At 36.4% G+C, this 22443-nt stretch carries 15 protein-coding genes; 4 read left to right on the top strand and 11 right to left on the bottom strand.

All coding sequences use genetic code 11. The annotated features are described in order from the left end of the window. Positions 1 to 50: 50 nt before the first annotated feature. The 3 genes from thrA to thrC are packed head-to-tail and all read left to right on the top strand — an operon-like array spanning position 51 to position 4720. Positions 51 to 2498, top strand: coding sequence for a bifunctional aspartate kinase/homoserine dehydrogenase I (thrA, locus tag B5X53_RS07655; protein ID WP_079712651.1), 2448 nt, complete (start codon positions 51 to 53; stop codon positions 2496 to 2498). Positions 2499 to 2501: 3 nt separating this feature from the next. After that, positions 2502 to 3425, top strand: a complete 924-nt coding sequence (locus B5X53_RS07650; RefSeq protein ID WP_079712650.1) for a homoserine kinase — start codon at positions 2502 to 2504, stop codon at positions 3423 to 3425. Further along, complete coding sequence (gene thrC, locus B5X53_RS07645; RefSeq protein ID WP_079712649.1) at positions 3425 to 4720, top strand: threonine synthase; 1296 nt, start codon at positions 3425 to 3427, stop codon at positions 4718 to 4720. Before B5X53_RS07650 ends, thrC begins: the two co-directional genes overlap by 1 nt. A gap of 581 nt (positions 4721 to 5301) precedes the next feature. Here the strand turns inward: thrC and B5X53_RS07640 are convergent. Further along, positions 5302 to 6786, bottom strand: a complete 1485-nt coding sequence (locus tag B5X53_RS07640; RefSeq protein WP_079712648.1) for a S10 family peptidase — start codon at positions 6784 to 6786, stop codon at positions 5302 to 5304. 57 nt (positions 6787 to 6843) lie between these two features. Further along, entirely contained in the window at positions 6844 to 8514 is a 1671-nt protein-coding gene (locus tag B5X53_RS07635; RefSeq protein WP_079712647.1) for an ABC1 kinase family protein, read from the bottom strand. 198 nt (positions 8515 to 8712) lie between these two features. Between B5X53_RS07635 and B5X53_RS07630 the strand changes: the two genes are divergently transcribed. Beyond that, complete coding sequence (locus B5X53_RS07630; protein WP_079712646.1) at positions 8713 to 10959, top strand: bifunctional SulP family inorganic anion transporter/carbonic anhydrase; 2247 nt, start codon at positions 8713 to 8715, stop codon at positions 10957 to 10959. On the opposite strand, the gene B5X53_RS07625 is transcribed toward B5X53_RS07630, so the two are convergent. The 9 genes from B5X53_RS07625 to B5X53_RS07585 form a co-directional block, all read right to left on the bottom strand. Continuing rightward, the gene (locus tag B5X53_RS07625) at positions 10956 to 12959 is read right to left on the bottom strand and encodes a cation:proton antiporter domain-containing protein (protein ID WP_079712645.1); all 2004 of its coding nucleotides are present in this window, start codon (positions 12957 to 12959) and stop codon (positions 10956 to 10958) included. The two genes, B5X53_RS07630 and B5X53_RS07625, sit on opposite strands and share 4 nt — an antisense overlap. A gap of 111 nt (positions 12960 to 13070) precedes the next feature. Then, positions 13071 to 14936: a M61 family metallopeptidase gene (locus B5X53_RS07620; protein ID WP_079712644.1), complete on the bottom strand. Its 1866-nt coding sequence runs from the start codon at positions 14934 to 14936 to the stop codon at positions 13071 to 13073. 239 nt (positions 14937 to 15175) lie between these two features. Then, positions 15176 to 16375 carry a glutamate-5-semialdehyde dehydrogenase gene (locus B5X53_RS07615; RefSeq protein WP_079712643.1) on the bottom strand — a complete coding sequence of 400 codons (1200 nt, stop codon included), beginning with the start codon at positions 16373 to 16375 and terminating at the stop codon, positions 15176 to 15178. Between the two features lie 47 nt (positions 16376 to 16422). Next, positions 16423 to 17193 carry a glutamate 5-kinase gene (gene proB, locus B5X53_RS07610; protein WP_079712642.1) on the bottom strand — a complete coding sequence of 257 codons (771 nt, stop codon included), beginning with the start codon at positions 17191 to 17193 and terminating at the stop codon, positions 16423 to 16425. Positions 17194 to 17232: 39 nt separating this feature from the next. Then, complete coding sequence (gene proC / locus B5X53_RS07605) at positions 17233 to 18036, bottom strand: pyrroline-5-carboxylate reductase (RefSeq protein ID WP_079712641.1); 804 nt, start codon at positions 18034 to 18036, stop codon at positions 17233 to 17235. A 461-nt stretch (positions 18037 to 18497) separates the two neighbouring features. Beyond that, on the bottom strand, positions 18498 to 19871 hold the full coding sequence (locus tag B5X53_RS07600; RefSeq protein ID WP_079712640.1) for an MBL fold metallo-hydrolase RNA specificity domain-containing protein: 1374 nt from the start codon (positions 19869 to 19871) through the stop codon (positions 18498 to 18500). Positions 19872 to 19875: 4 nt separating this feature from the next. Next, complete coding sequence (locus tag B5X53_RS07595; RefSeq protein ID WP_079712639.1) at positions 19876 to 20712, bottom strand: restriction endonuclease; 837 nt, start codon at positions 20710 to 20712, stop codon at positions 19876 to 19878. Positions 20713 to 20749: 37 nt separating this feature from the next. Next, on the bottom strand, positions 20750 to 21583 hold the full coding sequence (locus B5X53_RS07590; protein ID WP_079712638.1) for a universal stress protein: 834 nt from the start codon (positions 21581 to 21583) through the stop codon (positions 20750 to 20752). 2 nt (positions 21584 to 21585) lie between these two features. Then, a complete protein-coding gene (locus B5X53_RS07585; protein WP_079712637.1) occupies positions 21586 to 22434 on the bottom strand; it encodes a universal stress protein in 849 nt (282 codons plus the stop codon). Positions 22435 to 22443: the final 9 nt, after the last annotated feature.

Raw genomic sequence — 22443 nt, 5'->3', positions numbered from 1 at the left:
CACGCCTGTTTTTTTAAAACAAAATCATTCTAATTTAACCAATCTGACTTATGAAAGTCCTAAAATTCGGAGGAACCTCTTTGGCCTCTCCAGAACGAATAAAACTCGTAGCTAAAACTGTTCAAAAACATTTAAAAGAAGATAAAACCCTGGTGGTTTTTTCCGCTTTTGGCGGAGTTACTAACGATTTGCTGGAAATGGCAGATCTCGCTTCCCGTGAAGATCTTGCATATAAAGAAATTCTTATAAAAAATGAAAAAAGGCATCTTGAAGCAGTTCGTGAGTTAATTCCGGTAAATGCCCAAAGCAGTATTTTAAGCAAAGTTAAAACCGAGCTTAACCGCCTTGAAACTTTGTATGAAGGTGTTTATTTACTCAACGAACTTTCTAATAAAACCCGCCACGTAGTTGCTGGTTTTGGGGAAGTTTTGTCTTCACTAATTATTGCTGAATATTTCAAGAATCTTGGCATAAATTCTCAATATATCGATTCTCGTGAACTAATTGTTTGTAAAAATACAAATGAAAAAGTCCAGGTTAATTATGCGCAAACCAATGCGAATATTGAAAAATATTTTGAAGCAAAAGATGCTTCTTTATATATCGCACCAGGTTTTGTTTCCAGGAACGAACAAGGTGTTCCCAGTACGCTTGGCCGTGGTGGCTCAGATTTTACGGCGGCCCTTTACGGTGCTGCTTTAGATGTAAAAGAAGTGCTGATCTATACCGATGTAAATGGGATGTACACGGCCAATCCGCAAATTGTGCCCCACGCTTATCCGCTAAAGGATATTTCCTACCAGGAAGCTATGGAATTATCGCATTTTGGTGCAAAAGTACTTTATCCGCCAACGCTTCAACCCTTACTGGATAAACAAATAAATATCCTTATTAAAAACACCTTTAAACCCGATGAAACGGGCACGCTTATTTCAAAATCTTCAGAGAAGAATTTCCGTTGGGTTACCGGGATTACCCATATTGATTCCATAAAACTTCTGAATATTGAAGGAAGCGGGATGGTTGGTATTCCGGGCTTTTCCAAAAGATTTTTTGAAGTTCTTTTTCAGGAAAATATAAATGTTGTTTTAATTACGCAGGCATCTTCAGAACACAGTATCTGTATCGCCGTAAAAGATGATGAAGCTGAACTTGCTAAAGAAGCTTTAGATGAAGCTTTTGAAGTTGAAATTCAGTATAAAAAGATCAAACCGGTAGAGATTGAAGATAATGTGGCCATTGTAGCGCTTGTCGGAGACAGGATGAAGAGCCATCATGGGTTAAGTGGAAAAATGTTTAGTGCCCTGGGGAATAATAACATAAATATTCGGGCAATCGCACAGGGATCTTCAGAGCGTAATATTTCTGCAGTTATTTCTAAGAAAGATGTAAAAAAGGCGCTCAATACCTTGCACGAACAGTTTTTTGAAGTACCATCTAAAGAACTCAACTTATTTATTACCGGTGTGGGAAATGTGGGTAGTAAATTATTAAATCAGTTAAAAAAACAGGAAAAATTCTTACTGGAAAAACTCCGATTAAAAGTAAGAGTACACGGCTTATCCAATTCCCGAAAAATGCTTTTTGATGAAAATGGCATCGACCTTCAAAATTGGGAAGAGGTTCTTGAAAAAGGAGAAAAGGCTGATAAAGCTGAATTCTTTAAAAAAGTTGATGAGTTTAATCTTCGAAACAGCATTTTTGTAGATAATACAGCCAGTCCTGAGATTTCAGCCTGGTATAAAGAATATTTAGCAAATTCAGTTTCGGTGGTAACCTGTAACAAAATTGCCTGCGCAGATAGTTTTGAAAATTACCAGGAATTACAAAACCTAGCCCGGGAATATGGTGCTTCATTTTTATATGAAACCAATGTGGGAGCCGGTTTGCCTATTATAGATACTCTGAAGAATCTTGTAGCTTCGGGAGATAGAGTTACTAAAATTCAAGCGGTGCTTTCCGGAAGTTTAAATTTTGTATTTAATACTTATAAAGCTGAAGACCCTTTTTATAAAACGGTAGAAATGGCGATGGAAGAAGGTTATACAGAACCAGATCCTAAGATAGATTTAAGTGGAGTGGATGTGGCGCGTAAAATTTTAATCCTTGCTCGCGAGAGTGGTTACGAGATGGAACTGGAAGATATTGAGAGTGAAGATTTTCTATCACAGGAAAGTTTGGCAACTACCAATAATGAAGACTTTTTCGAGCTGCTGAAAAAAGATGAACCTAAATTTCAGGAAATCTACAGATCTGCTGCGAAAAAAGGAGAACAATTAAAATACGTTGCGCAACTGGAAGATGGAAAAGCTGTGGTAGGTTTACAATCGGTAGATTCTCAACATCCATTTTATAATTTAAGTGGAAGCGATAATATTGTATTATTCTTTACGGAGCGTTACCCGGAGCAACCACTAATTGTAAAAGGAGCCGGTGCAGGGGCAGAGGTTACGGCTTCGGGAATATTTGCGGACGTAATAAGAATAGGAAAGAAATAGGTGATGGATAAAATAAAACTATTTGCCCCGGCAACGGTGGCTAACCTTTCCTGCGGATTCGACGTTTTGGGTTGTTGTTTAGACGGCGTTGGTGATGAAATGATAATTTCAAAAAATTCAGATCAAAAACTTAGAATAACTAAAATCACGGGTCAGGATTTGCCTTTAAATATTGAGGAAAACGTGGCCGGGGTTTCGGCAAAAGCGATGTTAACCGAATTAGACGAAAAACAGGGTTTTAATATTGAAATAAAAAAAAATATCAAAGCCGGTAGCGGAATTGGGAGTAGCGCAGCAAGTGCCGCCGGTACCGTTTTCGGGATCAATAAATTATTGGGAGAACCTTTTTCAGCAAATGAATTAATAAAATTTGCGATGGAAGGGGAACGACTTGCCAGTGGGAATGCCCATGCCGATAATGTGGCGCCGGCCTTGTTGGGTGATTTTAGCCTCGTAAAAAGCTATGACCCGCTTGAAATAATTAGTTTACCAAGTTTACCTGAATTACGAATGTTGATATTACATCCCTTAATCGAGCTTAAAACCCGGGATTCAAGATCGGTTATCAGGCATAATGTAGAACTAACAAAGGCAATTAGCCAATGGGGGAATTTAGCCGCTTTGGTAAGTGCGCTGTATACCCAGGATTATGAACTTTTAGGCAGAAGTTTAAAAGATGAAATTATAGAACCGGTGCGTTCAATTTTAATCCCTTATTTTGATGAATTAAAGGATCTCGCGGCAAAGAATGGAGCACTTGGGTTTGGGATTTCAGGTTCAGGACCTTCCGTTTTTGCTATGTGTAAAGGCGATGCCGTTGCAGAAAAAGTGAAAGCCGAATTTCAGGAATTTTACCAGGATAAAAATATAGATTTCGATCTGCATTTGTCTAAAATCAACCCAGAAGGAATAAAAATACTTAACTAATGAAATATTTCAGCTTAAACGATAAAAATCATAAGGTTTCCTTCGAAGATGCGGTTGTTCGCGGACTTGCACCGGGGAAAGCACTTTATTTTCCGGAAGAAATCCCGGATTTACCCAAGGCTTTCTTTCAAAAATTGAATAAACTTCCTAAAGAGGAAATTGCTTTTGAAGCGATTCAACCATTTGTTGGTGAAGAAATTGATAAAAACGGACTTCAGGAAATTCTAAAGAAGACTTTAGATTTCGAATTTCCGGTGGTACAAATTTCTGAAACTATTGGTACCCTGGAATTATTTCACGGACCTACGCTGGCATTTAAAGATGTGGGCGCAGGATTTATGGCGGGCTGCCTTGGGCATTTTGTAAAGAAAGGAAATTTAGGAAAAATCACTGTGTTGGTTGCTACTTCCGGAGATACCGGGGGAGCAGTGGCTAACGGATTTCTTGGAGTAGAAGGGATAGATGTTGTAATTTTATATCCTAAAGGAAAAGTAAGTGAAATTCAGGAAAAACAGCTAACCACCCTTGGTCAAAATATTACAGCTTTGGAAGTCAATGGGAATTTTGACGATTGCCAGGATATGGTGAAAAAAGCTTTTTCTGATGAGGATATCAGCGACAAACGCCAATTAACTTCAGCCAATTCTATCAATGTAGCGCGTTGGTTACCGCAAATGTTTTATTACTTTTTTGCGTATAAACAATTAGCTGGAAAACAGCAAAAACTGGCTTTTTCAGTTCCAAGCGGTAATTTTGGGAATATTTGTGCGGGGATGTTGGCCAAAAAAATGGGACTTCCAATAGACCATTTTATCGCTTCAAATAACGAAAATAATGTGGTAACTCGCTATTTACAATCGCAGGAATATAGTCCGAAACCTAGCGTACAGACTATTTCTAACGCAATGGATGTTGGAAATCCCAGTAATTTTGTAAGAATTCTCGAATTATTCAAGGGCGAATTTAACCCGTTGTCACAGCAGCTTTCTTCTTATAGTTTTTCTGATGTAGAAACCAGAAAAGCCATAAAGGAGGTAAAGGACAAATATAATTATGTAATGGACCCTCATGGGGCAGTTGGTTATCTTGGACTTCAGCAATTTTTAATCGAAAATAATGATTATTACGGCACATTTTTGGAAACAGCACATCCGGTAAAATTTCTGAAAACGGTAGAAGATGTGATTGAGGAGAAAGTGGGAATTCCAGCTTCAATTAAAGAAGCGATGAATAAAGAGAAAAAATCCATTGAAATTTCAGATTACTCTGAATTGAAAGAATATTTAATGCAATAGTTTTTATAGAATTGATTGGAAGCCTTTTCAGGGTCTAGTTAATAATTATGCAGCTTACATTAACTGAGCTCTAAAAGGAATTGAAGATTATGTTCAACTAAAAGAATGTAAAACCCCAGCAGATCAAGCCTGCCGGGGTTTATTTTTTTAGACCCGTTTAAGATTTAACTCGTCCACACAATTTTCCAAAGGTCCACAGGGGTCGAAATCAAACATTAATTCATCATTATTTACTAAAAAACCAAAGCTCCACTCAACATTTTCCTGAACCAATATTAATTCATCAAGGTCTTCAAAACCTGAAGCTTCAGTATTAGAATTTTATTATTACTCAAGAATTTAAATTGTAAAACAGATTCATAATTTTCGTCATCCAGGTCTGGAAAATCTTCAGAATCTATTTCATTGATTTTTTCCCAAACGCCCTCAATATTCTCTCTGGATCTGTCACACTTTCATCATCCACATAGCACGATAAAAAAATCAAAATACTCATGATTGCAAATAATCTTTTTATAACTAAGTTTTAGAGGTTACATCTATTAGTTGCAATAAAGTTGAAAAGGTGGCGTAAGAATTTTTTAATATTTAGCAGGAGCGCCTTCTTTTGGGAGACTTTTTTCTATAAACTCCCGAATATCATCATTGGCATTTTTAAGATCTTCTGCTCTTAAGTACATCATATGACCACTTTCATAACCTTTAAAACTTAAACGGTCTTTCATTTTACCGCTGGGATCCATTTGCCACATTGTGTATTTTGCATTGAAATAAGTAGTAGCACCATCAAAATAACCCGATTGAATCATAACATCTAAGTTCGGATTTTGTGCCATTGCCTGTCTGAGGTTCTCGCCGCTATTATCACCACTGCGATCCCAGGGATGTACAGGGCCAAACATATAATATTTCAAATCTGTTTCAAAATTAAGGTCCTGTCTTAGGTAATGATTTATTGCCGGCGTAAACGAGTGTAACCAGGAAGTCAGTTCAGCATTATAATCTGGAGAATCTCCTGCTTCTTTGGCATCAATACCAAGATACCTGGAGTCAAGTCGGCCAACGGTAACACCGTCTTTACGTTTTAGTTCTTTCCAGAAAAAACGATAATCTACGTCAAGGTTATTTTGAAGAATTACCTCTTTGGAAATCCCCGAATAGTAAGCCATTTTTTCGGCTGCTTCTTCTTTTTTGGCAGTTTCAGTAAAACCACCTTTTACAAGAACCGGTGTTAATTCATTAATAGTATAACTTTCTACTTCTTCCAGCAAATCTTCTAATTCCCTATTTTGAAGGTCTGCCGGTAAGGCATCGTGATACCAGGCTGCCGCTGCGAAATATGGTAACCTGTTTGCTATGCCCACAGGGCCATCGCGATCTATACCAATTTCAGTTGGAGAAACTAAAATTACTCCGTTAAGGTACATCCATTGGCTGTTTTGCAGTTCTAACGCCAAACCGGAAACACGGGTAGTTCCGTAACTTTCACCAATAAGGTATTTTGGCGATAACCAGCGTTTGTTTCTGCTTACAAAAGTATTTAACCATTCGGCTAAATATTTAATATCGGCTTGTACGCCAAAGAACTTTTTTCTATCTACTTTTCCGTCTTCATCTGGAATAGGGCGGGAGTAGCCGGTATTTACCGGATTTACATAAACAATATCGGCAACATCCAGAATAGAATGAGGATTTTCTTTAATTCCGTAAGGTTGAATTGGGTATCCTTCATCATCAATTTTTAAAACACGTGGTCCTGTATAAGCAACGTGCATCCAAACTGAAGCAGATCCCGGCCCACCATTGAAAGAAATAACCAACGGACGGTTTTCGGTATTTTTTACATCGCTTCTTTTATAATAAGTATAAAATAAACTGGCAATTGGTTCACCATCATTATTCCAAAGCGGCTGCATTCCCGTAGTAGCGGTATAATCTATATTTTCTGAATTAATAGTCACAGAGTGGTTGGTTGTGACCGTAGTATCTACCGGAATTTCAACTTTCTGGCTCCAGGCCGTAGTTATAAAAACGAGTAAAAAGAGAGGGGTAAAAATGTTTTTCATGTGGTTCTAATTTTTAGAACCGAAAAATACACTGAAATACACAATTCCCCAAACAGGCTAATCTTTATTATTGAGATTTTCGTCCCGGAAAATAATGATATAACTAAGAATAATTCCACCAACTGCTGCAAGTAAAAAGAAAAGCATGGCAAGCCCCGGGTATCCAAAAATGGTAAAATCTGAAGGAACCTGCATTAGCATAGAAGCCCCAATTATCATTGCCGCGATAATTAAGCCCAGCGTTATACGGTTAGCTACTTTTTGAAAACCATCGGTTACCCGTTTTTCATCTATGGCATCAATCTTAATTTTAAACTCGTTCTCTGATAGATTTTTTGAAATTGTATTTAAGCGATCGGGTAAGTATTCCAAAAATTTCTTTGATGCCAGCAATGAAGAGAAAAAGTTTTCAGGCTTTAATTCTTCATACATCTTATCGCTCATTATTTTGGTGGAATGTCTTTTAATGGCATCTCTAAGATCAAATTCGGGATCTAAAACTGCGATTATCTGATCCATATTTAAAAGGATCTTTCCCAGGATATTTACTTCTACCGGAAGATGAATTCCGCTCTCCGCTGCGAGCCGGTTTAACTGAATAAGAAGCCGGCCGGTTTGCATGTCTTTGGCCGTACTATGCTCGCTATCCATAATAATATCAGTTATGGTCTTTTTGAAGAATTTTAAGTTAGCATCTTCTGTAACCTCACTCATACTTAATAAAACCCGAGCGGTTTCTTCTCCATTATTATTACTAATAGCTAATAAAAGTTCTAAAATATATTGTTTAATTGCGGGATTAAACTTGGCCACCATACCAAGATCTATCAGGGCAATTTTATCATCTTTTGTAAATTTAATATTCCCCGGATGCGGATCAGCGTGTACAAATCCATCGTTAATAACCTGCTGCAAGTAGGCATTAACCAATTCATCTACCAGCGGCGAATAATCTACTTCAATTTGTTTAAGCGGAGATATTGAAGTGATTTTTTGGCCTTCAATATATTCCATGGTAAGAACTTTGGCCGCAGAATAATCCCGAATGGGTTGCGGGACAATAAGATATTTAAAACCCTTTAAATTATCTCCCAGGGTGATTAGATTCTGCGCCTCACGGTGGTAATCTAGTTCCTGTAATAAAATACGTCTGAGCTCGGTTAAAACATCATCAAAGGCATATTTTTTGGCGGTTGTACTATGTTTTACAGCCAGGTCTGCAAGTTCTTTCAATGTATCTAAATCTGAAAGGAATTGTTTTTTAATCCCAGGCCGCTGAATTTTTACGGCTACCGGTTTTCCCGATCTTAATGTAGCCCTGTGTACCTGCCCTATGGAAGCACTGGCCAAAGGTTCTTCATCAAAACTACCGAAAGCTTTGGAAATCCTGGTTCCAATTTCTTCTTCAACAATGCGGTGTACTTCCTCGTAAGAAATTGGCGGAACATCATCCTGTAAAGTGGCCAGAGCTTTTAAATAAGCATCTGGAAGAAGATCTGGCCGGGTAGAAAGCAGCTGCCCCATTTTAATATAGGTAGGCCCCATATTTTTTAAATCTTCGACTAATTCATCAGGGGTTTGATCGTATGTATTTTGGGAATTATCTTTATCTGATTTTACATCCATTGCCTGGGACGCGGTATTGGCAAATAAATCGCTGTTCCAGTATTTTAGCATAAAGCCTATAAATTTCTGGTAACGCAAAAGATCGTCGGGAAGTACAGACATAAGATTAATGGTTGTTAGGTTATTTAGTTTTTTAAAGATATCTATTTAAAATTATACCACCAATATGTACCGAAATGCCGTCGGTTTTTTTGGTATTATTTAAGAAACCTTTTGAATGTTTAAAGAAATTGGCTAGTTAATCACTAAATTTCCTATTTTTCAGCAATTAATTCTAATTATTTATCATACTCCAATTTAGTGAGCAAAAACGGCAATTTTAATTTTAAGGAAAGGGTAGATCAGGCTGCTTTAAGCAAACCATTATTCTCCCGCCTGGATAAGGATATTCCTTCCAGTATTGTAGTGTTTCTGGTAGCTCTTCCTTTATGCCTTGGAATAGCACTTGCCAGCGGCGCTCCATTGGTTTCTGGATTAATTTCGGGGATTATAGGCGGAATTGTAATAGGAAGTGTAAGCCATTCTTCTGTAAGTGTTAGTGGTCCTGCTGCGAGCTTAACGGCGGTGGTTTTAGCTTCTATAGCTTCTCTAGGTAGTTTTGACGTGTTTTTAATGGCGGTGGTGCTTGGAGGAATTTTTCAGTTTATCCTGGGAATTCTTAAAGCCGGACTTATCGCCGATTATATGCCTTCAAATATTATTAAAGGTTTGCTTGCCGCGATAGGAATTATTTTAATCATCGCTCAACTTCCTTACGCTATTGGGTTTATAGAAGATTCAGGAGCAAATTTTGGAGCCAGGGAAAATTTGTTTGAACAGGCTACCGCTATGTTTAAAAATTTCTTTTATTCGCTTCATCCCGGGGCGGTAGTTTTGTCGTTAATTTCACTGGCCATTATTATTTTCTGGGAGAAGAGTCCGCTTAAGAATTTCAAACTTTTACCACCTTCTTTAATTGTGGTAATCTTAGGTGTATTTTTAAACCTGCTGTTTAAATATACCGTTCCGGTGCTGCATTTGGGGGAAGAGTACCTGGTGAATATTCCAAAAATTGATCGTGTAAGTGAACTTGTAACTTTTCCTGATTTTGCATCAATCACCAATCCTGAAGTTTGGGGTGTTGCAATTACAATAACACTTATTGCCTCTATTGCCAGTTTACTTGCAATTGAAGCTGCAGATGAAATAGATCCGCATAAGCGAAAAACGCCTCCAAACCGGGAATTGGTTGCCCAGGGAGTTGGAAATACTATTGCAGGTCTCGTAGGAGGAATTCCATTAACTTCAGTAATTGTAAGAAGCTCGGTAAATATTAATGCCGGGGCCGAAACCAAGCTTTCCACTATTTTACACGGAATTTTCCTGCTTTTAAGCGTTTTGTTTTTGAGTTCCATTTTAAATCTTATTCCGCTCTCCAGCCTTGCGGTAATTTTATTGGTTGTGGGTTATAAACTGGCTTCCTGGGATGTAATTAGCACCATGTATAAAAAGGGATGGAACCAATTTATTCCTTTTGTAGTTACCGTTGTGGCTATTATTTTAACCGATTTATTAATAGGAATTTTTATTGGTTCCCTGGTTAGTATTTTCTTTTTACTCCGCAGTAATTATCACAACGCATTTTTTATTGAAAATACCAGGATTTTTAAAGGGGAAACTATACGGTTGGAGCTTTCTAATGAGGTTTCATTTTTTAATAAAGCTTCTATAAAAAATAGCCTTTGGAATGTTCCGCAGAATTCTAACGTTATTATTGATGCTACATTTGCCAGTTATATAGACCACGATATCCTGGAAATTTTTGAAGATTTTAAATCTACTTTTGCTGAAGAAAATAATATTAACGTCAGTGTAATTGGGCTTAAAGACAAATATTCGGCAGGGAAAGAACTGGACTTTGTTCGAGAAGATATTGAAGAATCTAAAGAAAAATCTACGCCGCAGGAGATTCTGGAATATTTAAAAGATGGAAATTCCCGATATGTAGATGGAAAATTAGTCTCCCGGCGTCTTCGGAATAAAGAATTAATGGATTTTATTAATTCCCCACCACTGGCTACGGTGGTAAATTGTATAGATTTAAGGGAACCTTTAAATGTAATGATGAATACCGGGATTGGCGATTTAATTCCTATTAGAGCCGCCGGGAACCTTGTAGATAGCCATATTATTAAAAGTATAGAGATTGCGTGTAAACAGCAGGGCGCTCGTTTTATACTCCTTATGGGAAATTCTTCGAATAAAATTTACCTGGAAGCTTTAAATGAATATATGAAAAACGGATACCAAAATCCCGATTCCCTTATTGCTGAAGCATTAAAAGCGAAGCAAATCCCGGCTAAATTTGAAGAAAAAGATTTATATACTTATGCCGATCTTATCACACGCTGGAGTGTAAAAGAATCACAACAGCGTATTATAAAGCAAAATACATATTTAAAGGAACGAATATCGCAGGGTAAATTAGGATTGGCCACTGCCTTTTTTAATCGTGAAAATGGAAAAATTGAATTCTCTGAATTATTTAACCCTGCAATGATTTCCTAGTAAGAAAGTGCTTCATTTAGTTTATTAATATTTATAGGATTTCCAAAAATATACAACAAATCGCCTTGTTTAATTTTTGTGTTGGGGAGAATTTCTGTAATGTACTGTGTGTCTCTTTTTATAGCTAAAACGGTAACTCTAAAGTTTTTTCCAATTCCGGAAGTTTGAATACTTTTTCCAACAATATCTCTGTTATTATGCTGAACACTCAAGGTTACAATTTCCCGGTTGGGGATATGTAAATGCTGTAGCGATGGTTTATGCGGCCTGCCTTTTACCGAAGTCAACATCTCGTAATCGGAAGAACGAATGCTGGCGGTAAAATCCATTATTTCGTTATAAGGAACCAGGTATTTTTTAAGTACGCGGTTAAAGATCTCTATTGAAGTTTCAAATTCTTCTGGAATCACTTCATCAGCTCCCAGTTTAATATTTTCTTCAATTTCCCTAACGTAGCGAGTTCTTACAATAATAAAAGCTGTTTTGGAATATAAACGCACATTACTAATAATCTTTTTGGTAGCTCCGGGGTCCGAAATTGCAATAACAACAACCCGTGCTTCCTGGACATGGAGATGTTTTAAGATTAGTGAGTTTGTGGCATCTCCAAAAATAATAGGCTCATTATTATTTTTTGCCTTTTTAAAAGTTACAGGATCGGTATCTAAAATTATATATGGAATTTCAGCGTTTCGGGCTGCTTTTGCAATATTTTCACCATTAATTCCGTAGCCAATAATAATTAAGTGATCGTCCAGTTTTTTAGGTTCAGCGGTTTCTTCGGTAGTTTTAAGTTTATTTAAACTTTCCAGTCTATGCCTTACCGAAGATGGCACCCTGGCTTTTAGTATTGAATATGTGATCTTTGGTGCAGCTGCAATTAGAAATGGCGTAAGTCCCATGGTAATAATTGAAATCGCAAGGAAATATTGATAAATACTATCGGGTATAATATTATTATCTAATCCTACTCCTGAAAGCAATAAGGAGAATTCACCTACCTGGAATAAACTAAATAAACTTAATAAAACTGTTCTCGGCGGATATTTTAGCAACATCACCGTAGCACCAACTACCAACATTTTTAAAAATACAACCCCGATAACCAGTAAAAGGATCATTAAAATATTATTGATAAAAAATTCTAAATTGAGCAGAGAACCTACCGAGATAAAAAAGAAACTGATAAAAATCTCTCTAAATGGTAAAACATTTACCGTAGCCTGGTGGCTGTATTCAGATTCAGAAATAATGAGTCCAGCGAAAAAAGCACCTAAAGCAAGGGATAATCCTACCGAAGATGTGAGCCAGGCAATGGCAAAACAAAAAACTACGGTAGTTAAAATAAAAAGCTCTTTACTTTTGGTTTTTACCACCATACTAAAAATTCGGGGTACAATATATCGTGCCAGTAAATAGATAACCAGTCCAACCCCAACAATTTTAATAATAAGAATTAACAGGGTAGTAAGGAGATCGCCGCCGTCACCCGCTAGAATTGGGGTGAGCAACATCATGGGAACCACAATGATATCCTGAAAAATTAGAATACCAAGGGCAACCCGACCGTGCGGAGCGGTAATTTCTCCGCGTTCCTGGATGAGTTTTAAAACAATTGCCGTACTACTTAAAGAGAATAAGAACCCGAGGAAAATAGCAGAATTTAAAGGTAATCCAAAAAAATAGGCGACAATTGTAGTAAATAAAATAGTCCCGCCCACCTGGAGACCACCGCCAATTAAGACGGTATTTTTCATAGAAATAAGTTCTTTTATAGAGAGTTCAATTCCAATAACGAAAAGCAGGAAAATAATACCAATTTCTGAAAGTAATTCTACCTCGTGAGAAGAACTTATAAGATTAAAGGCATGAGGGCCTGCAATTATACCAGCGAGAAGAAATCCCAGGATTGATGGCACTTTTATCTTTTGAAATAAAAGAATTATCAATATTGAGAGCCCCAGGATAATAACAATATCCTGTAAAATAGGAATTTCCATAAAATAATCTTCAAGTTGGTTAAGTGTTCCAATTTAAAAGATAAAACCCGATTATGGAAATAAAAAAGCGGCGGGAATTCCCGCCGCAAAAAATACTTAAATTAAAATCTATTAACCTTTTAACCAAGCATTTCTAAGTTTTACTTCTTCGCTGCTTTCGGGCAGATCTTTTTCCTTAATTGTGGTATCGGTATCAGTTGGTTGGGCAGTAGTGGCCGTAAGTTCCAACTCTTCACCGTCTCGCGTTACTACAAAACTCACTTCTTCACCTTCTTCCCATGATTCTGCTTTCATAATTAGATTATAAACATTCTGAATATTATATTCCTCACCGTTTACAGATTTAATTATATCGCCACCTTCTACACCAAGTTTCTTTAAAAAGGAATTAAACTGAATATTTTTTCTAAAAAACAGTTCACCTTTAGCAGGATCCCCATCTATATAAGGCGTTTGGCCTTTTATAAAATAACCGGTATTAACTTCGGTTTCAGTTTCTTCAAGACCTACTTTTGCGAAAAATTCATTGTAAGGAATTGGTGTGGTACCGCTCACATAAGTTTCCAAGAAAGTTCTTATTTCAGGATAAGTAAGTTCAATGATATCATCAAATAATTCATCGTCTACAAAAGGTTTATCCATTCCATATTTATCACTAAGTGCTTTCATAAGGTCTAGAATTCCCATGGTGCCATCGCTTAACTCCCTTAAACGAATATCTAAAGCCATCCCGATTAAGGCTCCTTTTTGGTACACGTTGTAATAACTGTCTTTATAAGGATCTTCCAGGATGTTTTGGCTCATTTCCGTAAATGGCATCGTATCATCAAATTGTTGCGCCGACTTTATTTTATCTGAAATTCTATCGTAAAAATCTTGTTTTTCTATAAGCTCCTGATTTATCTGGAAAAGGTTCGCGAAATATTCGGTTACGCCTTCGTACATCCATAAATGCTGAGACATTTTAGGATCGTTATAATCAAAATAATGAACTTCTTCTGAATGAACATTTAACGGGGTAAGAATGTGGAAAAATTCGTGCGAAACTACATCGGTCATTGTTTTTTGTAGTTGTTCAGGCTGCATAGATTCAGGAAGTACAACTACGGTAGAAGTGTGGTGTTCTAAAGCACCAAAACCACGAGCGTCCTGTTTTTCACTATCTGATAGATATAACAGAATCGCATATTTCCCGGTGTTGTCTACTTCACCTAAGAAGCGTTTTTGAGCACTAATCATTTCTTCAATCCCCGGTTTTATACTTTCTGAAGTATATATTTCATTTGGAGAATATACATTGATCAACACTTCCATACCTTCAACCATAAAACTGGTGGTATCGGGTTTTGCGTACATAATCGGGTTGTCTATAACTTCAAAATAACGACCTAAAGAATAAATATCTTCTTTGAACGACATATCTTCTGAAGCAGCGACCGTTTTACTTAAAGCCGTACCTGGAATTAAACCTTGTGGTCTTTTAATTTCCAGACGGTAAGGTTCTTCCTGTTCATTTTCAAAATAACCTACAAAGCCGTGGAGATTAAGCATAAAATTTTCTCCTGCTTCAATATTAGTTCCCGAGGGTGAAAAAACACCTTCTTCGCCTTCAATATCATAAGTATCGTTTACCTGGTAGCTTACCTTATCTAAATTTTCAGCGTTTGGGATAGTCCAGGAATTATCGTCAATTTTTTCAAATTCCAGTTCATTTCCTTCGTAATCCAGGGCTTTAAAATTTTCGATAAACTTTCCGTAATTATCGGTAGAGTAGGTGCCGGGAACGGTTTTAGGAATATAAAAGCTAGTATTTTCAGAAGTGAACTTATCGGGGTCTACTGTTACCGAAACTTTGTCTTCTTCAACATTAACAAGGTCTATGCTTGCAACAACAGGTTGATCTTTCTTTGAGGTTTGTGTGGTTTTACAGCTGTAAAGTGCGCCAATAAAGGCCAGCGTATAAATGGCTTTTTTCATTGATAAACGGTTCTTTTTGTATAAGACTCAAAAAGTGCGTAAAAGTTACATTTATGAAAGAAAGAATTTTGTTTTATAAAAAGTGGAGTATAAAAAAACCGCTGAATTTCTCAGCGGTTTTTTAAGTTATTTATCGTCAAGCTGTCCCGGAGTTTCGGAATTGATTCACCTTCTGGACCCAGAAATAAATTCAGGATGACGATTTTAAAAACTTATCAGTTTCTTTATTAAAAGAGTAACTACTCTCTAATATGACCTTCACCTAATACATAGTATTTATTGGTAACCAATTGTTTTAAACCAAGTGGTCCACGGTGGTGAAGTTTATCGGTACTAATTGCAAGTTCTGCACCAACTCCCATTTGACCGCCATCGGTAAATCTGGTTGAAGCGTTATGATATACAGCAGCACTGTCTACCTGCTCCATAAAGTTGGCGGCTTCTTCCTTATCTTTAGTGATAATTACGGCTGAATGCCCACCAGAATATTTATTGATCTTATCCATTGCGGCATCGTTACCATCTACAGCACCCAACACAATTCTCATTGCCAGGAACTCTTCATACCAGGTATCTTCTGAAGGTATTTTTTCTTCATTTGGAAGTACCTTTGCAATATCATCGTCTACCTGGATATGCACTTTATTTTCAGTAAACATATCGTAAAGTTCTTTTACTCTTTTTTCAAAGTCTGGCAGATTTTTATCGATTAATACCTTATCTAATGCATTACACCCTGAAATCTTATCGATTTTAGCATTCAGCATTACTTTTTTCGCGGTATTAAAATCGGCGTTTTTAGAAACATAAAGGAAATTATTTCCTCGTCCGCTCACTAAAACAGCACCAGTAGAATGCTCTTTTACAAAAGCGATAAGCTTTTCTCCACCTCTTGGCACTACTAAATCTATATGTTGTGGCGGATTTTTAAGGAATTCCTGGGTTTCCGTTCTATTCATTTGCAATAGCTCGATCCAGTCCTTTTCTAAACCATTTTCCTTAAGCGCTTCGTGCCAGCATTCCTCAAGTATTCTATTAGAATGGTTTGCTTCCTTACCACCTTTTAGATAAATCTTATTATTTGCCTTGAACGCAAGTACCGCGGCTTCAATTGTAACATCGGGACGGGATTCATAAATAATCATAATCGTTCCAAATGGTGCGGTTTTATTAGTAATGTCCAATCCGGTATCCAATCTTCTATGCTCTATAGTTTGGCCCACAGGATCTTCCTGATCCATAACTTCTTTTACAGAGCGTATCATATCATCTACCTTGGCATTGTTTACTACCAACCTGTCACGCATAGCCTGATCTCCTTCGCCAAAAGCGTCAAGATCTTTTTTATTTGCGGCTACTATTTCCTCACGTCTTTTATCCAGGATATTAATCATGGATTGTAAAACGTTATTTTTGGTTTTTGAATCTAATAATTTCATTACTCGATTTATTTTTAGTTTGATTAAACTTCAATTTTTTTGGCCTTTTAGGCGGTAAATTTGGTACCCACCGGTTTTCCGGCTACGATATCAAGGATCACATTATGTTGTTTACCATTTGCTATATAAGTGGTAATGTTTTTAGCAGCAGTTCCTTTGGCAATCTTAATTTTAGACTCCATACCTCCCCGGCCTTCGCCTTCTCCTTTTCCAGATTCCTGAACGTATTTTTCAACGTTTTCATCAACGGTTACTTTATTAAGTTTTTCGGATTCGTCGTCTCCGGGATGACCGGTGTAGAGGCCATCGGTATCACTTAGAATAATCAGGGAATCTGCATTTATCAGTTCAGCGACAAGGCTGGCAAGTTCGTCGTTATCAGAGAACATAGACATTGTTACTGATACTGCATCATCTTCATTGGCAATTGGGATAATTCCTTCAGATAATAAAGATTCGTAACAGTTAATCATATTTTCGCGGTGAATCCCCGGGCTAAAATCTCTTTTGGTAGCCAGAACCTGCGCACAACGCATTCCGTAATCGTGAAAAATACTATAGTAGTGACGCATCATACGAGGTTGTCCCACTGCAGAAAAAACCTGTCTTCTTTTAGAAGCATCTTTTATATCAACATCTCCAAGAACTTCTTTACCGGCAATTGCCGATCCCGAAGAAACAAGAACTACCATAATATCTTCTTCATAAAGTGTAGCTATTTGTTCTACAAGATGTTTTAGTACAGGGCCTAAAATCCTGTTATCTTTATTGGTCATTACATTAGTTCCGACCTTAACTACGATTCTCTTTTTTTCCATTTTATAAAGTTATATTTAAACTTCTTTTTTAGATTTAGATTACTCTTTTCCCAGTTCTACAGCTCTGTCAAATGCCGCGTAAGCCGCATCCTTAATTAATTCTTCAACGTTATTATCGTCCATAGAATCTAAAGCTGCACGAGTTGTTCCTCCTTTAGAAGCAACGCGATCCATCCAGGTTGTTGGGGAAAGATCTGATTCATTAAAAAGTTTTACAGCACCTTCAAATGTTTGGCTTACCAATACCTTAGAATCGTTTTTGGAAAAGCCCATTTTTAAAGCGGCTTCCATCATAGAGTTCATAAAGTAAAAAACGTAAGCTGGCCCACTTCCGGAAATACCTGTAGAGGCATCAATAAATTTTTCTGTCTCCACGTGAATCGAAGCTCCAGTAGTATCTAATAAGTTTCTTACCATTAGAAGTTCTACTCTGGATATTTCCTTAGCTTCTGTAAAAGAAGTAACTCCCTTTCCAACCTGTGCAGGAAGGTTAGGCATAGAACGAACTACTTTTTTAACACCTAATCCCTCTTGTATTTTATCGATAGTTACTCCCGCCATCAAGGAAACAAAAATTTGCTGATCGTTTACTAGAGGTTTAATTTCTTCAAATAAAGCATCGCAGTGATATGGTTTTACAGCCAGAAATACGATGTCTGCCTTTGGAAGACATTCTTCTATATCATCATATACATCAAAATGATCTATTTTACTCAGCGTGGTAATTACTTCAGCCGATTTATCGAAAATCATAAGATTTCGGTGATTAAGAAAACTAGACTTCGCCATTCCTTCGGCGTATGTAAGTCCCATATTTCCTGCTCCAATTACTAATACTTTCATTCTTTATTTTTTGGTTAATTAATTTATTTCAACTTTCCAGACATTCAAGTCCGGGCCATTAAGAACAAAGACCATGCAATGTTTCCCAATAAAACCGAACTTGCCTGCCAAAAGCCAGGATTAAATTAAATTATTTTGACCGCAACAAAGAAAATTTTAGGTTAAACTAATCTAAAAACACGTAGTTCAGAGGTTTTTAATAAATTTTGATAGCGCTTAGGCCTTTATAATTAGGTAGATTGAAGACCTTTCTTTATTAGCTTTTGAGATAATAAAAAATATGAAAAACGTTAAGAATATAGTATATAGTAAGTTTTTACCTATCGCTTTGACTGTAATAGAATAAAACCTAATTTTTTATTTAAATTATATTCCGCGAGAAATCTGCCATTTTTACTGCCATTATTGCAGAAAAAGGGTGCTAAATTGAACGAAAAGGTTTTCGTTAGCTTATTGGGAATTTATAGCTTTAAAGTTATTACATCATTAATTGCAGGAATGCTTACCGGGTATTTATAACGATCTTTTATTTTTACTCTTAAGGAATCCAAAGCGGTGGGCTCCCCGTGAATTAAAAATATCTTTTCAGGGATATTTTTAATTTCTGAAATCCAATCCAGCAATTCCTGCTGATCGGCGTGCGCAGAAAGACTTTCCATTTTCAATATTTTTGCTTTAACCGGGCAATATTTTCCGAAAATCTTTACTTCTGACGCTCCGTTTTCCAGCTGTCTGCCTCTTGTTCCTTCAGCCTGATACCCCGCTAATAAAACCGTGGTTTCAGGTTTACCTATTAAATATCGTAGATAAGTAAGAACACGGCCACCGGTTACCATTCCGCTGCTGGCTATTACAATTTTAGACATGTTTTCATCTATGGTTTTCCAGGTATCTCGGTATGAAGTGATAATCTTAAAATAGGAAAGCATTTTTCTAAATTCATCCGGCTCTACTTTATGCCACTTGCTAAAACCTTCAAACAATCCCAGGACTTCATTTCCCATTGGGCTATCTATGTAAATAGGGATTTCCGGGATTTTGTTCTTTTTTATTAAAAGATAAAGCTTGTACATAATTCCCTGTAATCGCTCTACGGCGAAGCTTGGAATAATAAGGTTTCCTTTTTGGTTGATTGTTTCCTTAATAGTTTCAATAAGAATTTCATCTGAATCATCTTCTGGATGAAGCCGGTCGCCGTAAGTACTTTCTAAAAATAAATAATCTGCCCATTCAGGTCTATTGGGTGCTTCTAAAAGCAAATCCTTTTCCCTACCAACATCGCCCGAGAATACAAAATATTTTTCAAAAATCTCAAATTCAATAAAAGTGGAACCTAAAATATGGCCGTTGGTCTGGTAACGATATTTAATATTTTCAGAAATTCTATGCCACTCATTCAGCTTAATACTTTTGAATAAACCTATAGTTTTTTCGGCATCACTCGAGGTGTACAGTGGCAAGGCAGGTTGATGCTTACTATATTCTTCTTTATTGGCTCTTTCTGCGTCTTCTTCCTGAATTTTGGCACTGTCCCTTAAGATTACTCCGGCAATTCCTAAAGTTGGAGGAGTACCAAGAATAGGTTTTTTATAACCCTGTTTTACCAATCTGGGGAGGTAACCCGTGTGATCCAGGTGTGCGTGTGTAAGAAATATTAAATCTATATTTTTAGGATCAAACGGGAAATCTTTCCAGTTTAGTTCCCGTAAGCTTTTAACTCCCTGGAAGAGCCCGCAATCTATTAATAAATTTAATTCGGGGGTTTCTATGAGAAATTTTGATCCGGTAACTGTTCCCGAACCTCCCAGGAAATGAATTTTTACTTGATTTTCCATAATTTTAATGTTTGCAGAGATCTTTCATTTCTTCAAGTATTCTCTTTTTTCGAGGATTGTTGATGCCTAAATGGTCCAGGAAAAAGTTGTCGTTTATTAGTTCCTTGCACAACACCACGTCCCGACTTAATAAAAAATTCTTTTCTCTTTCTGAAAGCAGGGTAGAAACGGTTATAGGATACAAACCTAACTGGTCTATTCTATCTTTAAGTCCTTCGCCTTTTGGATAATCCCAGCTCAATAATTTAAGATTTGCACATTTCGCATATTTTACCGCATCAGATGTAAACCTTGTATTGGTGACCACCCAACCTTCTTCAAAGTGCAGTTTATTTTCTCCGTTATTTCTAAAGTTTTTTATATCCTGAAACCTGGAATCTATATAAAGCGGAATTTTCACATCACAATTTCTTCCGGCATTATGAAATTTACATTCAATTAAAACCAGTTTTGAATCGGTTCTTGCTTCAACATCAATTTCGTGGGTTACACATTTTCCCTGGTAGAATTGTCCGATTTGGGTTTTATAACCACTATGACTTAAAAGCGCAGCAATAAATTTTTCAAATGGAAAACCAGTTGGCCCCAATTCATAAATAGCGGTTTTTAATTTATACTTTGAAGCACTGGTTTTATTCCCCGTTTTCAGCAAATTAAAAGCACGGTTGTAAATTTCTTTGGTGGTAATACCTTCGTAAAGCTCGGTTTTTAGTTTTTCCAGGGTTGCCTGAATCAATTCTTCATTGGCACCAGATCTCCTTAGAGATTCTGCAACCCTGTCTATAGAAAATTTAGCTTTCTCGCCAGAAGCTTTTATAATTTGTAACTTAGAGATATCCATTGTAGTAGGTTTTTCCAGGATTATTCGGTTTTAATTTTTATAAATCTGAAGGCATAAAAAGCATAGGGATTTGGGGCTTCTTACCTAATTCTTTAAGTAAGGATTTTGAAAAAAGATTTTGAAAAAAACCTCTTTTTTTATGGTTTAAAACCAGCACATCACTATTCCTGCTTTGAATAAAACTGTGAATTCCCTTGGTAACTTCAATATTGGTTAGCGTGTGAAAACTATGAGAAACATCCTTGAAATAGTCGTGCAGTCCTTCTTTAGTATTTTTCTGTTCTTCAGATAAATTTTCAGTGTCCTGAATATAAAGAATCCTAATACTGGCTTTAAATTTCTTAGCCATATCTATTAAAAAGTTTATTTCATAATCTGAAAATGATTTATCGAACCTGGTGGCAAGCACCAGTTCTTTTTTTACTTCGGGTACATATACACAATTATCTGGAATAAGTAAAACCGGCATATGGTCTACGGTTTCAATCACGTTCATACTATTGGTGCCAAAAATCCTGTCGTCTGGTTCGGTTTCACCTTTTGTTCCCATTACTATGAGATCAAAAATTATTTCATCTTGAATTTCAACAACTGCATCGTTTAGCCAGGATTCAATAATTACAGGTTTAAACCTATGATTTTGATTCTTATTTATTGTAGTTACTTCTTTCAGCAACTTATTCATCAAGATTTTATTTTCGCTTTTAGCCTGTGCTAAACTATCTCCATTAATATCTGGAGTATAAAATTCAGGTTTACACGCATTTAAAAAATAGAAATTACATAGCTCATTCTGAAATAAACTAAAGGCGTAAACTGTAGCTTTCCAGGCATTAGCCGAAAAATCGGTCGGGATGAGTATATTTTTCATAACTAATTGAATTTTCCTGATTGGATCACCATAAAAGGCACTTTAATATGAAAACCTATTTTATTCACTACCGGCCTAAATAGCAGGTTTTCAAAGAAGCTACGTTTGTTATTTACCATAAAAAGTAAATCTACCTCATGCTGTTCCTGGTATTTTTTTATGGCTTTGGGTACACTTTTGTCTTCAATTGTATAAAATTGATGCGGAGTGTCTTCCAGGATTTTACTGAGGTTTCTTTTGCTTTTTTCCTGGTTTTCGTCCAGGTCTTTACCAAAATAAACGTGTAAAATATTAAGCCTGGAAGTATGTTTTTCGGCCAAATTTAAAATTGGTTCTAGTTGAGCAGGGCTAAAATTTAATTCAAAATCTGTAGGAAATAGAATGTTAACAGGAGACTGATATTCATAACCTGAAGGAATCATTAATAATGGCACTTTTAGCTTATTAAGCGCGTGCACACTATTGGTCCCGATTAAAATTTCTTCAGCACCGGTTGCACCCTGAGTTCCCATAATTACCAGGTCTATTTCTTTTGATTTCACCTGCTCTTTCATTTCATCTATTAAAAGATTGAAGGACGAAATTTTCTCGAATTGATGATTTGGATTATTAAAATCACGATTAATTTTTCGTTCTACTTTTCGTAATCCGGAGATAGAATTTTTTTTATATACTTCAGCGAGATTTGGCTGTGTACTGTTGTATAAAATATATTCAGAATCATATAAAACCGGGGTATATGTATTTAGAAGATAAAAAGTACATTTTTCATCTATAAAGGCTTTAATGGCATATGAAATCGCGTTATACGCGTTTTCTGAAAAATCTGTGGGTAAGAGTATTTTTTTCATAATTTCTAA

Source organism: Salegentibacter salinarum (genome assembly GCF_900168115.1).
GTDB lineage: Bacteria > Bacteroidota > Bacteroidia > Flavobacteriales > Flavobacteriaceae > Salegentibacter > Salegentibacter salinarum.
Note: the sequence above shows the minus strand (reverse complement) of the source record. Positions and strands in the feature narration are given on the sequence as shown.

What these genes read in the sequence shown, in the direction of transcription:
- thrA (WP_079712651.1), top strand. Translation starts at nt 51, where the DNA reads ATGAAAGTCCTAAAATTCGGAGGAACCTCTTTGGCCTCTCCAGAACGA.
- B5X53_RS07650 (WP_079712650.1), top strand. Translation starts at nt 2,502, where the DNA reads ATGGATAAAATAAAACTATTTGCCCCGGCAACGGTGGCTAACCTTTCC.
- thrC (WP_079712649.1), top strand. Translation starts at nt 3,425, where the DNA reads ATGAAATATTTCAGCTTAAACGATAAAAATCATAAGGTTTCCTTCGAA.
- B5X53_RS07640 (WP_079712648.1), bottom strand. Translation starts at nt 6,786, where the DNA reads ATGAAAAACATTTTTACCCCTCTCTTTTTACTCGTTTTTATAACTACG.
- B5X53_RS07635 (WP_079712647.1), bottom strand. Translation starts at nt 8,514, where the DNA reads ATGTCTGTACTTCCCGACGATCTTTTGCGTTACCAGAAATTTATAGGC.
- B5X53_RS07625 (WP_079712645.1), bottom strand. Translation starts at nt 12,959, where the DNA reads ATGGAAATTCCTATTTTACAGGATATTGTTATTATCCTGGGGCTCTCA.
- B5X53_RS07620 (WP_079712644.1), bottom strand. Translation starts at nt 14,936, where the DNA reads ATGAAAAAAGCCATTTATACGCTGGCCTTTATTGGCGCACTTTACAGC.
- B5X53_RS07615 (WP_079712643.1), bottom strand. Translation starts at nt 16,375, where the DNA reads ATGAAATTATTAGATTCAAAAACCAAAAATAACGTTTTACAATCCATG.
- proB (WP_079712642.1), bottom strand. Translation starts at nt 17,193, where the DNA reads ATGGAAAAAAAGAGAATCGTAGTTAAGGTCGGAACTAATGTAATGACC.
- proC (WP_079712641.1), bottom strand. Translation starts at nt 18,036, where the DNA reads ATGAAAGTATTAGTAATTGGAGCAGGAAATATGGGACTTACATACGCC.
- B5X53_RS07600 (WP_079712640.1), bottom strand. Translation starts at nt 19,871, where the DNA reads ATGGAAAATCAAGTAAAAATTCATTTCCTGGGAGGTTCGGGAACAGTT.
- B5X53_RS07595 (WP_079712639.1), bottom strand. Translation starts at nt 20,712, where the DNA reads ATGGATATCTCTAAGTTACAAATTATAAAAGCTTCTGGCGAGAAAGCT.
- B5X53_RS07590 (WP_079712638.1), bottom strand. Translation starts at nt 21,583, where the DNA reads ATGAAAAATATACTCATCCCGACCGATTTTTCGGCTAATGCCTGGAAA.
- B5X53_RS07585 (WP_079712637.1), bottom strand. Translation starts at nt 22,434, where the DNA reads ATGAAAAAAATACTCTTACCCACAGATTTTTCAGAAAACGCGTATAAC.